This window comes from Amycolatopsis sp. cg9 (assembly GCF_041346945.1).
GTDB lineage: Bacteria > Actinomycetota > Actinomycetes > Mycobacteriales > Pseudonocardiaceae > Amycolatopsis.
Genome location: NZ_CP166850.1, coordinates 4,396,790 through 4,412,978, shown reverse-complemented (window position 1 = coordinate 4,412,978; position 16,189 = coordinate 4,396,790). Strand labels below are relative to the sequence as shown.

Below are 16,189 nucleotides of genomic sequence, written 5' to 3'. Positions count from 1 at the left end.
CCGGGGTTTTCCGGCGCCCCTTCGGCATTTCACGCTCGCACGGGCACCAGGCTGCGCACCGCGAACAGCGAAGCGATCCGCTGCCGCAAGCTGCCCCGACTGGCGGCGCGCACGGCGTCGGACGCCGCCCAGGCCCGCCGCGCCACCTCCGGGGAGGCGGTCCACCCCGACCACAACGCCAGGTCGAGACACTGGGACAGCTGCCGGAGCCCCTGGCTGACCGCTTCCGGGTAGTCCGGCCCGACCAGCGCCGCGAGCTCTCGCGCCGTCATGCCGGGCACCACCGTGACACCGCGGTCGCGCAACCGGTCACGGGCATCGAGCCACGCTCCGACCACCGCCTCCGCCGGTGCACCGCGACGGCGGCGGTGGCGCCGCACGGTCTTGACCGCTACGGGTGTCAGCGCGACGAGCAGCAGCAGTGCCAGCGGGGCGAGCGCGATCCACACCCACCACGGAGTGCCGGCCGCCGCCGGCTGCGGCGGCGGGTTCGTCGTCGGCTGCGGCCGGTTGTCCGGCTGCGGCGGGAGATTCTTGCGCGCGTCGTCGGTCGCCTGCGCCACGCTGCTTTCCGGCCGTCCGGCGTCCGCGGTGGCCGCGCCGGACGGGTCGAGCGGCACCCAGCCGACCCCGCGGACCGCGACTTCCGGCCACGCCAGGACGTCGCTGTTGTGCACCACGACCGAGCCACCCGGCGCGGCCGCCGGCTGCCGGAACCCCACCGCCACCCGCACCGGCAGGCCCGCGGCGCGGGCGAGCACGGCGTAGGCCGTGGCGAACTGTTCGCTCGTGCCGCGCTTGCTCGAGGCGAGGAAGAAGCTCAGCTGCGCGTAGCCGTGCCCGGTCGGGATGTCCTCCCCCGAGGCCACCTTGTAGTTCTTGCGGAACCACTGTTCCAGGACGAACGCGGTCCGCAGCGACGGCCCCGATCCGCCGGTGGCCTCACGCAGGAGCGGCGCGATCTCCTTCGGCAGCTGTCCCACCGGCTCCAGCCCGTCCGCCGCGCCGTCCACATCGGACGACGCCAGCTTCGGGGCGTCCACCGACGGCGGGCGCCAGAACAGGCGGTAGGCCAGCCCGTCCGCGGCCTGGGTCGACAGCAGGGTCCCGGTGGCGGGGTCCACCAGCGGGCTGGCTCCCTCGACGTGGTCGGTCCGGGTGACCGTGGGCAGCCAGGCACCCGGCGCCGAGGCGAGCGTGACGGCCGCTTCGGCCGTCGGGCCGCCTGCCGGGACCCCGGCGAGGCCCGGCAACGTGCTGCCCAGCGGCCGGAACCGCGCGCTGCTCGTCCAGTTCACCCCGTCGAAGCGGTTCAGCACCGACACGGTCCACCGGTCGACCGGTGCGGAGACGCGGGCGTGGAACACCTCGGCGGCCGGGGTCGCCAGCCGCGAGCCGATCTCGTCGAGCGGATTGGCCAGCACCGAAGTGACCGCCGGCGGCTGGTGGTGGGCGGGCAGCGAATACGCGGGCCTGCTCAGCGGCGTCCACGCCGTGAACGCCAAGCAGCCGGCCGCGATCGCCGCGACGGTCGCCACCGCCGGTAGCGCGTACCCGGTGACCGAACCGCGGAGCCGCGCCGCACGCCGGTGCCCGGCGGGTGCCCCGATCCGGTTCTCCGCCGACTTCGCCGCGGCCAGGACGACGACCGCGGCCACCGTGTAGCCGCCGCCGAACAGCAGAGCGTCTCCGCCGTCGGCCACGGAGAACGCCTGCGAAAGCCCGACCAGCGCCAGGCTGGGGACCAGCGCCACCAGCGGACTGCGGTCCCGGCGGAGGCATTCGACCCCGAGCACGCCGGTCAGCAGCACGAGCACGGGCACGAACAGCAGGAGTTCCGGCTCCGGCCGGGCGGGCCACGTGCTCTCCAGGGTGCGCAGCCATCCGTGCAGCAGTCCGTCGCCCAGCGCGTGCACCGTGGCGGACGTCGGCAGGACGCCGTTCAACGTCGGGCGCAGCACGGTGGCGATGAGGGCCAGCAGCCCGAACAGCAAGGCCAGCGGCGGCCGCAGGACCGCCGGCGCGCGTATGGCGGCGAGGTCCGCGGCCACGACGGCCACGCAGGCGGCGAGCACCGGGATGAGCAACGCGGGCAGCGTGAACACCGGCTGGAACAGCAGGCCGCCGATGCCGGCCGCGACGATGACCGCGGCGCACGCCGCGAACCGGGTCACGCGGCCACCACCCGGTTCCAGGCCGCCGCGGCCGCGACGGCGTCACGCTCCTTGATGACGGTCACGCCGGGCAGCACGACCGGCTCGGAGTTCCCGAAGTCGAACAGCGTCACCTCGCGCGCCCTCTTGCCCAATGCGCCGACCAAAGCCGTCTCGAACCTGCCGCCGAGCAGAGCCAGACTGGTGCCGCTGGCACACCGTGAGACCAGAACCTCGGAGTTCAGCTCGTCGGTGCCTTGTTCCACGGCGCAGAGGGCGTCCTGCAGCACGCGGCTGCCCGCCACACCACCCCGGGTGTTCAGGTCGAGGCCGGTCGTCGTGAGCAGCCGGGTCTGGGTGCCCGCGGCGGTGGCAGCGTGGGTGAGCGAAGCGGCGATCTCGACGGCCGCCTCGAAGCCGTCCTCGTCGAGTGCTCCGGCGCGGTCGTCGAGCAGCACCGTGAACCGGGGCTGCGCCGGATCGACGTACTCGCGCACCATCATCCGGCCGGTCTTGGCGGTGGCGCGCCAGTGCACGTGCCGGAGCTCGTCACCGAGCACGTACTCGCGCACGGCGCGCAGGTCGGCCGAACCCGCCATCGGCCGCGGAGCGATGACACCCTCGTGGTGGTGGCGCGGGTGGGCCCCCAGGCTCACACCGACGCGGTGCCGCCGCGGGTGCACGAGCAGCGTCGACGTGCTGCCGCCGCGCGCGTCCGCGGCGACCAGTCCGAGCAGGTCGGCGCGCCGGACGGTCAGCGGGCCGACCGTGAGCACGCCGCGCCGCCGGGTCGGCAGCCGGTAGGCCCTCTCGACCGAAGCGCCGGGGGCGAGGGGGTGCACGGCGAGCCGCGCGTCCTCGGTGGGCGGGTCGACGGCGGTGAACCCGCCGCTGCGCCGGCGCGAGCGGTTGGTCAGGGTGAGCGTGGCGACCGCGGTGTCGCCTCGTTCGACCCGGTCGGGCACGAGTTCGCGGTGGACGTCGACACTCACCCGTCGCAGGCAGCTCAGCACGGCTACGACGACCACGGCGGTCGCCGCACCGGCGACCAGCCGCAGGAGCGGGAAACCCAGTCCGATCCCGGCGGCGAGGCAGACCGCGGCGGCGCCCAGCAGACCGGTGCCCCGGCGGGTCAGCCGGAGACCACGAGGGGCAGGAATGGACGGCACGGTTCAGCCCCGGACCGTCGCCGAGCCACCGGGGGCGGGAACCGCCCGCAGCACCTCGCCGAGCACGTCGGCGGGCTTGCGGCCGTTGAGCTCCGCTTCCGGGGTGAGCACGAGCCGGTGCTCGAGCACCGCGGGCGCCACGGCCTTGACGTCGTCGGGCGTCGTGTAGGCGCGGCCGTCGGTGGCTGCCCACGCCCGTGCGGCACGGACGAGGGCGACACTGCCACGGGGGCTGGCACCGAAGCGCACCAGTTCGTGGTGCCGCGTCGCCTCCGCGAGGCTCACGGCGTACGAGCAGACGGCCGGGTGCACCTGCCCTTGCCGCACCGCGGCGATCACGCCGGCGAGTGCGTCCTGGCTCAGGACCGGACCCAGCTGAGCGGGCGTTGCCCCCGCCATGTCGCCCAAGATCACCTGCACTTCGGCGTCGTGGCCGGGATAGCCGACGCTGAGCCGTACGAGGAACCGGTCCAGCTGCGCCTCCGGGAGCCGGTAGGTGCCTTCGAGTTCGATCGGGTTCTGCGTCGCCAGCACGAGGAACGGCCGTGGCATGGCGTAGCGGTGACCGTCGACGGTCACCGCCGCTTCGGCCATCACCTCCAGCAGGGCCGACTGCGTCTTCGGCGTGCCGCGGTTGATTTCATCGGCGAGCACGATGTTCGCGAAAATGGCACCCGGGTGGAACTCGAGCGTTTCGCTGCTCTGGTGGTAGATCGACCCGCCGGTGATGTCGCCGGGCAGCAGGTCCGGCGTGAACTGGATCCGGTTCAGCGTGCCGTCGACGCTCGCGGCGAGGCAGCGGGCCAGTGTGGTCTTGCCGAGACCGGGCACGTCCTCCAGCAGGACGTGGCCCTCGGCGAACATGGCGACGATCGCCATCCGGACCACGTCGGGCTTGCCTTGCACGACGCGTTGCACGTTGGCCGAGATCAGGCTGTAGGCGTCGCCCGGGGTCAGCTGCTGGTTCATTCGTTCTCCTCGTTCACTGAAACCGGGTCACCAGGTCATGTGGTTGGACTCGACGCCACCGACGACGGCCCAGACCTGCTGGCCCCGGTAGCCGAAGAAGCAGACGGCGCTGTCGAAAGCGCCGGAACCGTTGGTTCGCGCAGGCGTCTTGTACGTGTAGTAAGTCCCGCCGCCAGAGGACACACAGGACACCGAATAGCTCGCGTTGGCGGCGAAGTTGCGCGCCGAGATGACGACGTAAGCGCAGCTCGGGTCGGTGCAAGCCGAGCTGGAGTAGGCGCCACCTCTGGACACCGTGACCGACGGCGGTGGCGGCGGCGGATCGTTGGTGCGCGCCGATCCTCTCGACCCGGTGGGCCCGCGGCCGAAGCTGTTCTCGCCCGTCACGTAGATGTCGTAAGTGGTCGCGTAGTCCAGGCCGCCGACCGTGATCGAGCTGCCGCTGGCACAACCGCCCGTCCAGCGTTCGGCGCCGTTGAACACGACGTGGCAGGTCACCGCACCGCTGCTGTAGTCCGAAACGTTGACCGTCAGGGTGATCTGCCGGTCGCCACTGCTCGAGGCTCCGGTCACGTCCACCATCGGGGCCCGGCCGGGCGTGGCCTCGGCGGTCGCGGGCGCGCCGTCCACCGTGGCTCCGGTCGTGCCGCGTTGGCGGGTCTGCGCCTTCACGGTGAAGCTGTACTTGGTGCCGTTCGACAGCCCGTTGAAGGTCGCTGTCGTGCCGGTGACCGTCTGCGGCGTCAGGCCGTCGGCCTCCACCAGGTACCCGGCCAGGTCGCCACCGTTGAGCTCGGGCGCGGTCCAGGTGAGGGTCACGGTCGAGTCGTCGGCTGCCGCGCTCAGGCCGCCGACCGCCGCGGCCGGCGAGTACGGCGAAACCGCACCGCTCGACGGGGAGTCCGCACTGGACAGCCCCAGCTCGTTGGCCGCGGTCACGGTGAACGTGTACGCGGTGCCGAGCGTCAGCACGCCGGCCGCGGTGGTGAGCGACGGTTCCGTCGAAGTCCCCGCGGCCGTCGTGCTGCCGTCGGCGCCGTGCGCGGTCACCGTGTAGCCGGTGATCCGGTGCCCCTGCCCGTCGGCCGGCGCCCAGGTCAGCTGCACCGTGCCGGCTTCGCCCGCGGTCGCCGTCGGCGCACCGGGTGCACCGGGGACCTCGGAGCTCGGCGTGACCGGCGGCGAGTCGGCACCGGGACCGGTACCGACGGAGTTCACGGCGATGATCGTGAAGACGTAGGTCGCACCGTTGCGCAAGCCGGGCACGTCGGTCTGCAGCTGGTTGCCCCCGACACCCAGCGCGCCGTCGGTGCCCTCCCCGGCGGTCGAGCGCCAGCTCACCCGGTACTCCGTGACGGCCGCGCCGTTCGCACTCGCTTCACCCCAGGACACCTTCACCGTGGCGTTGCCGGGCTGCGCCTGGACCGGCCCCGGCGCACCCGGCGCCTTCGGAGCCGTCTTCGCCGGGTCCTTCGTCCCCTTGCCGGCCGAGGGCGCCTGCGGCTTGCCGTGCGGTGCGACCGGCGGCGGGTTCACGGGCGGCTGAGGCGTCTTCGGCGTGTCCGGGGACGGCACGTCCTGCTTGCCGATACCGACCGTGGTGACCGATCCGTCGTGGTCGACCACCACGGTGTGGGCGCCGTCCTGGGCGTCGACGTACACCCGCCCGTCCTGACCGCGGGTGATTCGCGGCCGGCCGGCGCCTTCGGGCAGCGGCGTCGTGGCTTTCTGCTTGCCGGTCGGGGTGAACGTCAGCACCCGCCGGCCCGCGCGATCGAGCACCGCGACGGCGTCCGTCGACGTCACCGGCGCGGCGAAGTCACCCTGGCCCAGGCCGACGGTGATCGGCGCCGATCCGGGTCGCTCGCCGCCGAGGCCGTCGAGGCCGGCCAGGATCAGCCGGTTGTCCGCCGGGTCGACCAGGGGCAGCCGCTGGGCGACCGCGACGGTCGCCGTGCGGGCGTCCTTGCCGACCCGCACCCCGAGGTTCGCCGGCGTACCGGCACCCCGCTCCCCGAACGGGGTGATCGTTCCCCCGGCCGGGTCGACGAAGACCGCTTGGTCGCCGGTCGCCACCACGTCACCCTGCTTGCCGCCGGTGTCCACCGGGCAGAGCACATCCCCGGCATCACGCTTGACCCGGCACAAGGCGCCGTTGTCGACCCGCTGGAACCAGATCGTGCCGTCGGCGAGCGGCGCGGGTTCACCGACCGTGCCCCCGGCCCGCATGGTGACCGGCGGCAGCTGCGCGAACCGCACCACCGTGCCGGCCTGCTTGTAGACGTAGTACGGCCCGCCGGGAACTTCGAGGCTGACCGGGACATCTCCGCCAGGCGCGGCCAACGTGGCCGCTACGGCGAGGTCGGACTTCCCGAAGACCACGGCCTTGCCGTCGCCGACGGCGCTCAACTGGCGGTCGCCCTGCCCCATCGCGACCGCACCGGTGAGCTGGACCTTGCCGGTGCGCGCGTCGACCTGTTTGGTCCCGCCGTTGACGTGGAAGGCGGCTTGCTCGGCCGCGTTGTAGACCCAGTGCCCTTCCTGCTGGAAGTCCAGGTCCGGGCGCGCGTCGCTGCTCGCCGCGACCACCACGAACGTCGTCGCGGCCAGGAACACTCCCGCCCACACCGCGACCGCGGCACGCGTTCGTCTTTGCCCTGGCACTCGGCCTCCAGAATCGCTGGGAAACGGCGGCCGCGATTGATCCGTCCGGCGGCCACGATCCTCTTAAGCGCCGGAGGGCGTATTGCTGTTACAGCGAGGGCCACCGAAAATGACCAACAAACCAGCGGCGAAACCGGTTCTTCCCGCCGATTGACACCCTCGGATAACAACACCACATCCGCCGTAACACCTCGCGGCCGATGCGGCGATCTCCGAGGGGTGAGCCGAAACCGTGTCAAATGGTCGATCGCGATCGCCACCGTGGTCGCCTGCCTGGCCACCGTCGGCGCGATCGTCGTGTTCGGCGGCGGCGGTGCTGCCCCCGCCGCCGGGCGGAGTGCCACGGCGGAGGTCACCGAGCAAGGCGTTTCCCTGGTGGTGGCCGGTATTCTCGTCACGGGCCCGGCCGGGGTGGCACCAGCGGGCACGGTCCTCAGCGCGGAGGCCGGGACCGGCGCCCCGTTCGGCAAGGGTGCGTCCATGTTCGCCGGCACCGGCTCGCCGCTCGAACTGAAACTCGCGAACGGAATGCAACCCGCCAAACCGATGTCGATCCGGTTCCCCGTTCCTGCCTCGCCACCCGCCGCCGCGGCCGGAGCGGTGCTGACGAATCCGGCCGGCACGGCCGAAACACACCTGATTCCGGCTGTGTACAACGCCGGGGAACGGACGTTGACCGCGGAAATCGACCACCTCAGCAGCTTCTGGCCGGGCTTCTTCGACTTCGGCAAGCTGACTGGATCCGTAACGCGCTTCGCCGCGCAGACGACCGGGATCACCTCGGCCAAGCCCACCTGCTCGACCTCGCCCGCGACGACCGGCGACGGCACGAGCGTGACGCTCGGCGGGGCCGTCGCCGGAAATCCGGTGTGGTCGTGCCTCCGCGTCGAGAACGGCCAAGCGGTCGTCACGATGACGCCCGGCTCGCCTCTGCCGTGGCTGCTCCGCGCCGCTCCCGAGGCCGTCTTGGAGCCGCCTGGCACCGTGGACGCCGGCAAGGCAGCCGTGCTCGCCGGCTACGACACCCTGATCAAAACCAAGCCGTACGCCGAAGGACTCCTCATCCCGGGCGTACCACGGACCTACCGCTTCCCGGTCGCCCGGCTCCCCGGTGTGATCACCGGGAAGATCGACGCCGGAACCTACCTCGGCATGGCGCTGCTGTTCGGCGTCGAAGAGGCACTCGAGGTCTTCGAGAGCGGCGCCGGACACCTCGAGACCGCCGCCGACAGCATGCGCTGCCTCGGCGACGCGATCGAGGCCGCGCACGTCCCGACGCCACCGACCGCCGAAGCCGTCGCCGATCTGACCAAGTCGGTGCTTTCCTGCGTCAGCGCGGCGGTGAAAGACGATGAGACAGGCCGCCGGGTGAAGGTGGCGATCGGCATCCTCACCACCGGCATCGGCCTGGTCGCGGCCGGCCTCGAAGGAGTCGTCCGCAGCGCGAGCGGCACCGATACGTTCACGATCACCGTCGATGCCCACGTACCACCGGTGGACCTGCACCGCACCAAGCTGACCTCGATCCGCGTCCCGGCCGCCCTCTGCGACACCAACGGCGACTTCACCCTGCGCAACGGTTCCGCCGGCGGTATCCCGTCCCGGTACGGGCCTCTCGACGCGGGCACCAACGGCACCGTCGTCTACGGCGACCTCGACGGCGACGGCCTCGACGAAGCCGCCATCGACGTCTACTGCAACTTCAGCGGCGGCAACGGCGTCCCCGGGCAGGGATTCGTCGTCATCACCGGCAAGAGCGGCAAACCCGCCCCGGTCGGCGTCGTCACGGCACAGAAGCAGACACCGCAGACGTACACCTCGGGCGTCGAAACGATCGCGATCTCCCGCGGCCGCATCGAAGCCATCGAAGACTGGTACCACCCCGACGACGCCCACTGCTGTCCCAGTGGCCGCGCGCAGACCACCTGGACCTACAGCGCCGGCAAGCTCACGCCGGGAAAGCCGAGAATCTAGTCCGCGCGGTCAGCCACCCAGGCCGGTCCGTGGGATTTCTTTGGAGCAGGCTCGATCCGGACGAGCGTTCAGACCCAATCGACCGCGCGAAGAAGGTCCACGCCGGGCCACACCTCATCAGCGAATGATCAGAGCGGCAGGTCGGCTGCCACATGTTCGCGAATCAGGGGCGTTGGCGATCATCGCTCGGCTGGATGCACTCCCCTACCTCGCCGTGAACCTGGCGAAAGCATCGCGGGAGCTCCTGTACGAGCTGTTCGAAGTCATCCGACTCAAGCGCGGAAAGGATCTCCGCCGACGTGGCGCCCACTACACACAGCAAAAAGCCGCGTCGACCTGAGTCAACGCGACTTCCTTCATTACTGCTGGTACCCCCGATGGGATTCGAACCCACGCTACCGGCGTGAGAGGCCGGCGTCCTAGGCCGCTAGACGACGGGGGCTAGGAACTTCCCTGGTTTCCCAGGGGCTTTTCTGTTTTTCTTGCTGGAGAGAACTTACCAGAGGCGATTTCTCGCTCTGCAGGGGGGTCACTCTCCGCAGCTGGGGTACCAGGACTCGAACCTAGACTAACTGGACCAGAACCAGTCGTGCTGCCAATTACACCATACCCCAGTGAGGTACTTTCCCGGCTTGCCGGTTCAGCACCGCACGAGGAGAAATACTAGAGCACGCCGTTCCCGACGGTGAACGCGGGGGTCTCACCGCGGCGCTGGGCGGGGACGCCGATCGTCGCGTACTCGGAAACCAGCAGCTCAGGCAGCTCGGCGAGGCCGGTCACCGTGTGGACGCCCGCCGGGGCGCGCTCCGCTATGCCGTCGCGGTCGAGCCAGATCGCGCCCAGGCCCGCGTCGCGGGCGCCGATCGCGTCGGTGTCCAGTTTGTCGCCGACGTGGACCGCCTGGGCGGGGGCGCAGTCCATGCCGAGGCAGACCGTGTGGAACATCACCGGGTCGGGCTTGGCCACGCCCAGCTCGCCCGCGATGGCCACGTGGTCGAAGAACGGCGCCAGGCCCAGGTCGGCGATCTTGCGCCGCTGGTGGACGCCCGAGGCGTTCGTCACGGCGGCCAGCGCCAGGCCCGCCGCGCGGAGCCACTCCAGGCACGGGAGGACGTCGTCGAACAACTGCCACGAATGGTCGAGCAGTTCTCTTCGGCGGCGTTCGAACGAGATGACCTGCTCGGCGTCGGCGAGGATGCCGATCTCGGCGAGGAAGCAGTCGGTGCGCCGCTGGTGCATGGTCGCGTAGTCGAGTTCGCCGGCGACGACCAGGGCGACGTGCTCTTCGGTGATCAAGTCCCACAACGGCCACAGGTCGCCCCGGCCGGTGAGGATGTGGAGGCTGCGGCGGATCGCGGCGGTGCAGTCGATCAAGGTGTCGTCGATGTCCAGGCACACCAGCCGCAACTCGGGCGGCGCCCAGGGCTCGGACGCTCCCGCGGTGGGCGAGGCGGTTCGCGAAGGGGTCCGGGGTGCCAAGGCGAAATCCACCCAGTGAGGCTAGGGCAACCGCCGCGTTCGCGACGCTGCCAAAAAGGTGATTGGCGTTCGCCTGTTCCGGCGCACCGGCTCTACTCCCAGTTGGCGCACCGTCTTCCGACGGTTATCCGGGGCCACGTCGACTCCTCCGGTGCGCACCGGTCCCATCCCGTGAAAACCGTTGCGGCGACGGGAGATCCGTTCGGTCCACAAGCGCGCGGCCGTGAACCCCGGCCACTCCCGGGCAAATTCGACCAACCGTCGCGTTTGGACGGTTTCCGGTAACGAAGCGGGCTCGCCCGATCAGCGTATCCCCGGTCACACCCCTTGACGCCGGGGTCCGGCGGGTGCATCCTCAAGTTATTCAACAAGCGATGAATAGATGGGGAGATGGTCGAGATGGCCGAGCGCACGAGCTGCGTCGTCATCGGTGGCGGGCCGGCCGGGATGGTCGCGGGGCTGCTGCTGGCCCGGGCCGGTGTCGAGGTGACGGTGCTGGAGAAGCACGCGGACTTCCTGCGCGACTTCCGCGGCGACACGGTGCACCCCTCGACGCTGACCCTGCTCGACGAGCTGGGCCTCGGCGAAAAGTTCCACGCGCTGCCGCACAGCGAACTGACCGCGGCCGGGTTCCCGCAGGACAACGGCGAGATGATGAAGCTCGCCGATTTCACCCGGTTGAAGGTCGCCCACCGGTACATCGCGATGGTGCCCCAGTGGGACTTCCTCGACCTGCTCGCCGAGAGCGCCCGCAAGGAGCCGACGTTCGTCCAGCGGATGGAGACCGAGTGCACCGGCCTCGTCCGCGAGCACGGCCGCGTCGCGGGCGTCACCTACCGCACGGCGGCCGGTGAGACCGGGGAGATCCGCGCAGACCTGGTCATCGCCGCCGACGGCCGCTGGTCGTCGGCCCGGCGCGAAGCCGGCCTGGTGCCGCACGAGTACGACTGCCCGTTCGACGTCTGGTGGTTCCGGCTCTCGCGGCACGAGGACGAAAAGGGCGGCATGCTGCTGCCGAAGATGCGGGACCGGCGCTTCGCCGTGCCGCTCCCCCGGCCGGACTTCTACCAGGTCGCCTACCTCGCGCCGAAGGGCGACGACCTGCGGCAGCAGGGCATCGAGGCCTTCCGGGAGAACGTGACGCAGATCTGCCCCGAGTTCGCCGACCGGGTGCACGAGCTCAAGACGATGGACGACGTCAAGTTCCTCGACGTGCGGCTCAACCTGCTGCGCAGGTGGCACGTCGACGGGCTGCTCTGCCTGGGCGACGCGGCGCACGCGATGTCGCCGATCGGCGGCGTCGGCATCAACCTCGCGGTGCAGGACGCGGTCGCGGCGGCGACGCTGCTGGCCGAACCGCTGCGCCGGGGCCGGCCGACGGAGGCGGACCTGGCGAAGGTGCGTTCGCGGCGGCTCGCGCCGACGCTGATGGTGCAGGGGCTGCAACGCCTGATGCACCGGACCGTCGTGCGCGGGGTGATGACCGACAAGCGCAACGGCCCGCCTGAGCCGATGATCAAGGCGTTCGCGCGGTTCCCGCGGCTGTCGTACTTCCCGGCCCGGCTCCTCGGCCTCGGGCTGCGGCCGGAGCACGCTCCGGCGTTCGCCCGGCGGCCGATGGAGCCGGTGGCGCGGGACTAGACGTTCTCGACCGGGTTGGTCAGGGTGCCGATGCCCTCGATGGTGATCGAGACGCTCTGGCCGCCCTCGATCGGGCCGACGCCCTCGGGCGTGCCGGTCAGGATGACGTCGCCGGGCAGGAGCGTCATCACGCCGGAGACGAACTCGACCAGCTCGGGGATCTTGTGGACCAGGTCGGACGTGCGGCCGTCCTGCTTGAGCTCGCCGTCCACCTCGGCCCGCAACGCCAGGTCGGACGCGTCGAGCGACGTCTCGATCCACGGGCCGAGCGGGCAGAACGTGTCGAAGCCCTTGGCGCGGCCCCACTGGCCGTCGGACTTCTGCAGGTCGCGCGCGCTGACGTCGTTGGCCACGGTGTAGCCGAGGATCGCGCTCGCGGCGCGGGCGGCGGGCACGTTCTTCACCGGCTGCCCGATGACGATGGCCAGCTCGCCCTCGAAGTCGACGCGGCCGATGCCCGACGGACGCCGGATCGGCGCGTTCGGGCCGACGACCGTGGTGGACGGCTTGAGGAACAGCATCGGGGCGCTGGGCACCTCGTTGCCGAATTCGGCCGCGTGCTTGGCGTAGTTCCGGCCGACGGCGATCACCTTCGACGGCAGGATCGGCGCGAGCAGCCGGACGTCGGCCAGCGGCCACCGCTTGCCGGTGAAGTTGGGGTTGCCGAACGGGTGCTCGGCGATTTCCAGGACCTGGGCGTCGTCACCGTCCCCTTCGACCGAAGCGAACGCGACACCACCGGGATGAGCAATACGGGCTAGGCGCACCGCGTCAGTCTACGTCCGCCGGATCCGTGACCGGGGCCACGGTCGAGCTCTTGTGGACGAGCGCGTCGCAGAGGGCCAGCCAGCTGGCCTCGACGATGTTGCCGTGCACCCCGACCGTGGTCCACTCACGCTCGCCGTCGGTGCTCTCGACCAGCACGCGCGTCACCGCGTCGGTGCCCGGGTGGCCCTGGAGGATGCGGACCTTGTAGTCGGCGAGCTCCACACTGTCCAACCAGGACAGGTGCGGGGAGAGCGCCTTCCGCAGGGCGGCGTCGAGCGCGTGCACCGGGCCGATGCCCTCGGCGGTGGCGATCACGCGCTGGCCGCCGACGTGTACCTTGACCGTCGCCTCGGACACGACCTCGGCGTCGGCGCGGTGGTCGAGGACCACGCGGTAGGACTCGAGCTCGAACGGCGCCTCGGCGGGGACGTCGGCCTCCTGGCGCAGCAGCAGTTCCAGGGAGGCGTCGGCGGCTTCGAAGGACCAGCCTTCGGATTCGAGGCGCTTGACCTTGGTGATGGCGCTCGTCAGCGCTTCGGGCCGGCCGGCAAGGTCGACCCCGAGCTCACGTCCCTTGAGCTCGAGGCTGGCCCTGCCGGCCATCTCGGTGACCAGCACCCGCATGTCGTTGCCGACGGAAGACGGATCGATGTGGTTGTACAGCAACGGATCCACCTTGATCGCGCTCGCGTGCAGTCCTGCCTTGTGGGCAAAAGCCGACGCCCCTACGTAAGCCTGGTGGGTGTAGGGGGCGATGTTCGCGATTTCGGCAAGGGCATGGGAGACCCGGGTCAGCTCGGCCGCTCCTCCGGTCGGGAGGACGTCCATGCCGAGCTTGGTCACGAGGTTCCCTGTCACGGCGAAGAGGTCGGCGTTGCCGGCCCGTTCCCCGTAACCGTTGGCGGTGCACTGGACGTGCGTCACGCCGGCCTGCACCGCGGCGACGGAGTTCGCCACGGCGCAGGAAGTGTCGTCCTGACAGTGGATCCCGAGGCGGAATCCGGTCTTTTCCTTGATTTCCCCGACGGTCCGGGCGAGGTCGAGCGGCAGCTGCCCGCCGTTGGTGTCGCAGAGCACGAGCACGTCGGCGCCCGCGTGGGCGGCGGCGTCGAGGACCCTGAGCGAGGTCTCGGGCGAAAACGCGTAGCCGTCGAAGAAGTGCTCGGCGTCGAGGAAGACCCGGCGGCCTTCCCGCGTCAGGAACGCGACGGTGTCCCGCACCATGGCGCAGGCTTCGTCGACGTCCACGCGGAGCGCGCGTTCGATGTGCCGCAGGTCGGACTTCGCGACGAGCGTGATGACCGGCGCTTCGCTGTCGAGCAGCGCGCGCACCTGCGGATCGGTGTCGGCGGTGGTACCGGCCTTGCGCGTGGCCCCGAACGCGACGAGGGCGGCGTGCTTCAGCTTGAGTTCGCCCTTCGCCGCGCGGGCGAAGAACTCCGTGTCCTTGGGGAGCGCCCCCGGCCAGCCGCCCTCGATGAACCCGACGCCCAGCTCGTCCAGCAGCCGCGCGACGGCGAGCTTGTCCTGGACCGAGTAGGTGATGCCTTCGCGCTGCGCCCCGTCGCGAAGCGTCGTGTCGTAGAGGTGGAAGGCGTCACCGAGCGGGGTATCGGCGGGCTCCTGGCGGGTCACGGTCATCTCCTAGCGTTTCGAGGCAACAAAAAAACCTCCCGCAGGGTGCGAGAGGTTGCGCGCCGGGGGCTCTTGTGGAGCTATCGTCCGGCGCGCTCGTCGATAATGATCGCGAAGCTGGTCATGGTCGCATCATGCCACAGGGCTTCCGGCGAAGTCCACAAGCTGGGTCAAGCTCCCACGATCCGGGAACACCCCACCCCGCAAGCCCCACCCGTCCCTGGGGGCTGACCCCGGTCCAGTCTATCGGCGTCCGCCGACAAAACCGGCCGGGAAGAGGTTCGGGCACTGGTTTGTCCACAGCACGGTGGTCCTGTGGACAAGGCGCCGGCGGTGGGGTCGCGAATGACTCATTGGGGACGTCAGTGGTCCCGAATGAGTCATTCGCGACGTTCCGAGACCGGGTCATTCGAGACCGAGCAACCCCAGACCGGAGCACCCCCAAGGGCTCCGGCAAAGTCACGTCGGTGCGGTCCGCAGCGTTGCGCCGGCGAGCGGGTCACCGGCGGCGGAGTGACCTGGCCGCGCGACTTTGCCGAAACCCCGGGAGTACCCCCAAGAGCGGGCCATCCCAAGCCCGAGCCCGCCCACCACCAACCCGCGCGCACGAAAAAGCCCCGCACCACCAGGGGTGCGGGGCCTTCCCGACAAAACGAAAACTCAGCCGGCCGTCCGCACGTTCGACGAAACCAGCGCCGCCAGCCGGTCACCGATGGCCTGCGTGGCCCCCGGCGAAGACTGGTCCCGCGTCGCCAGGTCGAACGCCACCGACGCCTCGATCCGCCGTGCGGCTTCCTTCTGGCCCAGGTGGTCCAGCAGCAGCGAAACCGACAGCACCGCCGCCGTCGGGTCCGCCAGGCCCTGTCCCGCGATGTCCGGCGCCGAACCGTGCACCGGCTCGAACATGCTCGGGTTCCGGCGCGTGATGTCGAGGTTGCCGCTCGCCGCCAGGCCGATGCCGCCGGTCACCGCGGCCGCCAGGTCCGTGATGATGTCGCCGAACAGGTTGTCCGTGACGATCACGTCGAACCGGGACGGGTCGGTGACCAGGTGGATGGTCGCCGCGTCCACGTGCGAGTAGGCGACCGTCACCTCCGGGTGCTCCAGCGAGACCTCTTCGACGATGCGCGACCACAGCGAACCCGCGTACTCGAGCACGTTGGTCTTGTGCACCAGCGTCAGGTGCTTGCGGGGCCGGGCCTCGGCGCGGTTGAACGCGTCCGCGACCACGCGGCGGATGCCGAACGCCGTGTTGACGCTGACCTCCGTCGCGATCTCGTGCTCCGTGTCCTTGCGCAGCAGGCCGCCAGTACCCGCGTACGGGCCTTCGGTGCCTTCGCGCACGACCACCATGTCCACGTCGCCCGCGTCGGCCAGCGGGCCACGGACGCCCGGGTACAGCCGCGCCGGGCGCAGGTTGACGTGGTGGTCCATCTCGAACCGCAGGCGCAGCAGGAGGCCGCGCTCGAGGATGCCGCTCGGCACCGTCGGGTCGCCGACCGCGCCCAGCAGGATCGCGTCGTGCTGGCGGAGCTCGCCCAGGACCGACTCCGGGAGCAGCTCGCCGGTCGAGTGCCACCGGGCCGCGCCGAGGTCGTAGTTCGTGATCTCCGCCGTCGGTACTACTTCGCCGAGCACCTTCAGCGCCTCGGAGACCACCTCGGGCCCGATCCCGTCACCTGGGATCACCGCGAGCCGCATCCACACACCTCCGTCGACCGGGCCACCGGCGCACCG

At 71.0% G+C, this 16,189-nt stretch carries 10 protein-coding genes and 2 tRNA genes; 2 read left to right on the top strand and 10 right to left on the bottom strand.

Translation table 11 applies throughout. The annotated features are described in order from the left end of the window. Positions 1-29: 29 nt before the first annotated feature. From AB5J73_RS21165 to AB5J73_RS21150, 4 genes are read right to left on the bottom strand one after another with little or no spacing between them, the layout of a single operon-like run. Positions 30-2,174 (bottom strand): DUF3488 and transglutaminase-like domain-containing protein, encoded by a 2,145-nt coding sequence (locus tag AB5J73_RS21165; RefSeq protein ID WP_370971495.1) that lies wholly within the window; start codon positions 2,172-2,174, stop codon positions 30-32. After that, positions 2,171-3,322, bottom strand: coding sequence for a DUF58 domain-containing protein (locus AB5J73_RS21160; RefSeq protein WP_370971494.1), 1,152 nt, complete (start codon positions 3,320-3,322; stop codon positions 2,171-2,173). Before AB5J73_RS21160 ends, AB5J73_RS21165 begins: the two co-directional genes overlap by 4 nt. Positions 3,323-3,325: 3 nt before the next feature. Next, positions 3,326-4,291, bottom strand: coding sequence for an AAA family ATPase (locus tag AB5J73_RS21155; protein WP_370971492.1), 966 nt, complete (start codon positions 4,289-4,291; stop codon positions 3,326-3,328). 27 nt (positions 4,292-4,318) lie between these two features. Continuing rightward, a complete protein-coding gene (locus tag AB5J73_RS21150) occupies positions 4,319-6,955 on the bottom strand; it encodes a fibronectin type III domain-containing protein (protein WP_370971490.1) in 2,637 nt (878 codons plus the stop codon). Positions 6,956-6,991: 36 nt separating this feature from the next. On the opposite strand from AB5J73_RS21150, the gene AB5J73_RS21145 reads away from it, so the two are divergent. Continuing rightward, positions 6,992-8,929 (top strand): hypothetical protein, encoded by a 1,938-nt coding sequence (locus AB5J73_RS21145; RefSeq protein ID WP_370971489.1) that lies wholly within the window; start codon positions 6,992-6,994, stop codon positions 8,927-8,929. Positions 8,930-9,295: 366 nt separating this feature from the next. Here AB5J73_RS21145 and AB5J73_RS21140 read toward each other — a convergent pair. The 3 genes from AB5J73_RS21140 to AB5J73_RS21130 form a co-directional block, all read right to left on the bottom strand. Beyond that, a tRNA-Glu gene (locus tag AB5J73_RS21140) sits at positions 9,296-9,371 on the bottom strand. A gap of 100 nt (positions 9,372-9,471) precedes the next feature. After that, positions 9,472-9,543, bottom strand: a tRNA-Gln gene (locus AB5J73_RS21135). A gap of 49 nt (positions 9,544-9,592) precedes the next feature. Beyond that, the gene (locus tag AB5J73_RS21130; protein WP_370971487.1) at positions 9,593-10,420 is read right to left on the bottom strand and encodes an HAD family hydrolase; all 828 of its coding nucleotides are present in this window, start codon (positions 10,418-10,420) and stop codon (positions 9,593-9,595) included. Between the two features lie 378 nt (positions 10,421-10,798). On the opposite strand from AB5J73_RS21130, the gene AB5J73_RS21125 reads away from it, so the two are divergent. Beyond that, positions 10,799-12,049 (top strand): FAD-dependent oxidoreductase, encoded by a 1,251-nt coding sequence (locus AB5J73_RS21125; protein ID WP_370971485.1) that lies wholly within the window; start codon positions 10,799-10,801, stop codon positions 12,047-12,049. Here AB5J73_RS21125 and AB5J73_RS21120 read toward each other — a convergent pair. The 3 genes from AB5J73_RS21120 to AB5J73_RS21110 form a co-directional block, all read right to left on the bottom strand. Then, positions 12,046-12,816 (bottom strand): fumarylacetoacetate hydrolase family protein, encoded by a 771-nt coding sequence (locus AB5J73_RS21120; RefSeq protein WP_370971483.1) that lies wholly within the window; start codon positions 12,814-12,816, stop codon positions 12,046-12,048. The two genes, AB5J73_RS21125 and AB5J73_RS21120, sit on opposite strands and share 4 nt — an antisense overlap. A gap of 4 nt (positions 12,817-12,820) precedes the next feature. Then, positions 12,821-14,452 (bottom strand): citramalate synthase, encoded by a 1,632-nt coding sequence (gene cimA / locus AB5J73_RS21115; protein ID WP_370971481.1) that lies wholly within the window; start codon positions 14,450-14,452, stop codon positions 12,821-12,823. Positions 14,453-15,112: 660 nt separating this feature from the next. Further along, complete coding sequence (locus AB5J73_RS21110) at positions 15,113-16,153, bottom strand: 3-isopropylmalate dehydrogenase (RefSeq protein ID WP_125306359.1); 1,041 nt, start codon at positions 16,151-16,153, stop codon at positions 15,113-15,115. Between the last annotated feature and the right edge of the window lie 36 nt (positions 16,154-16,189).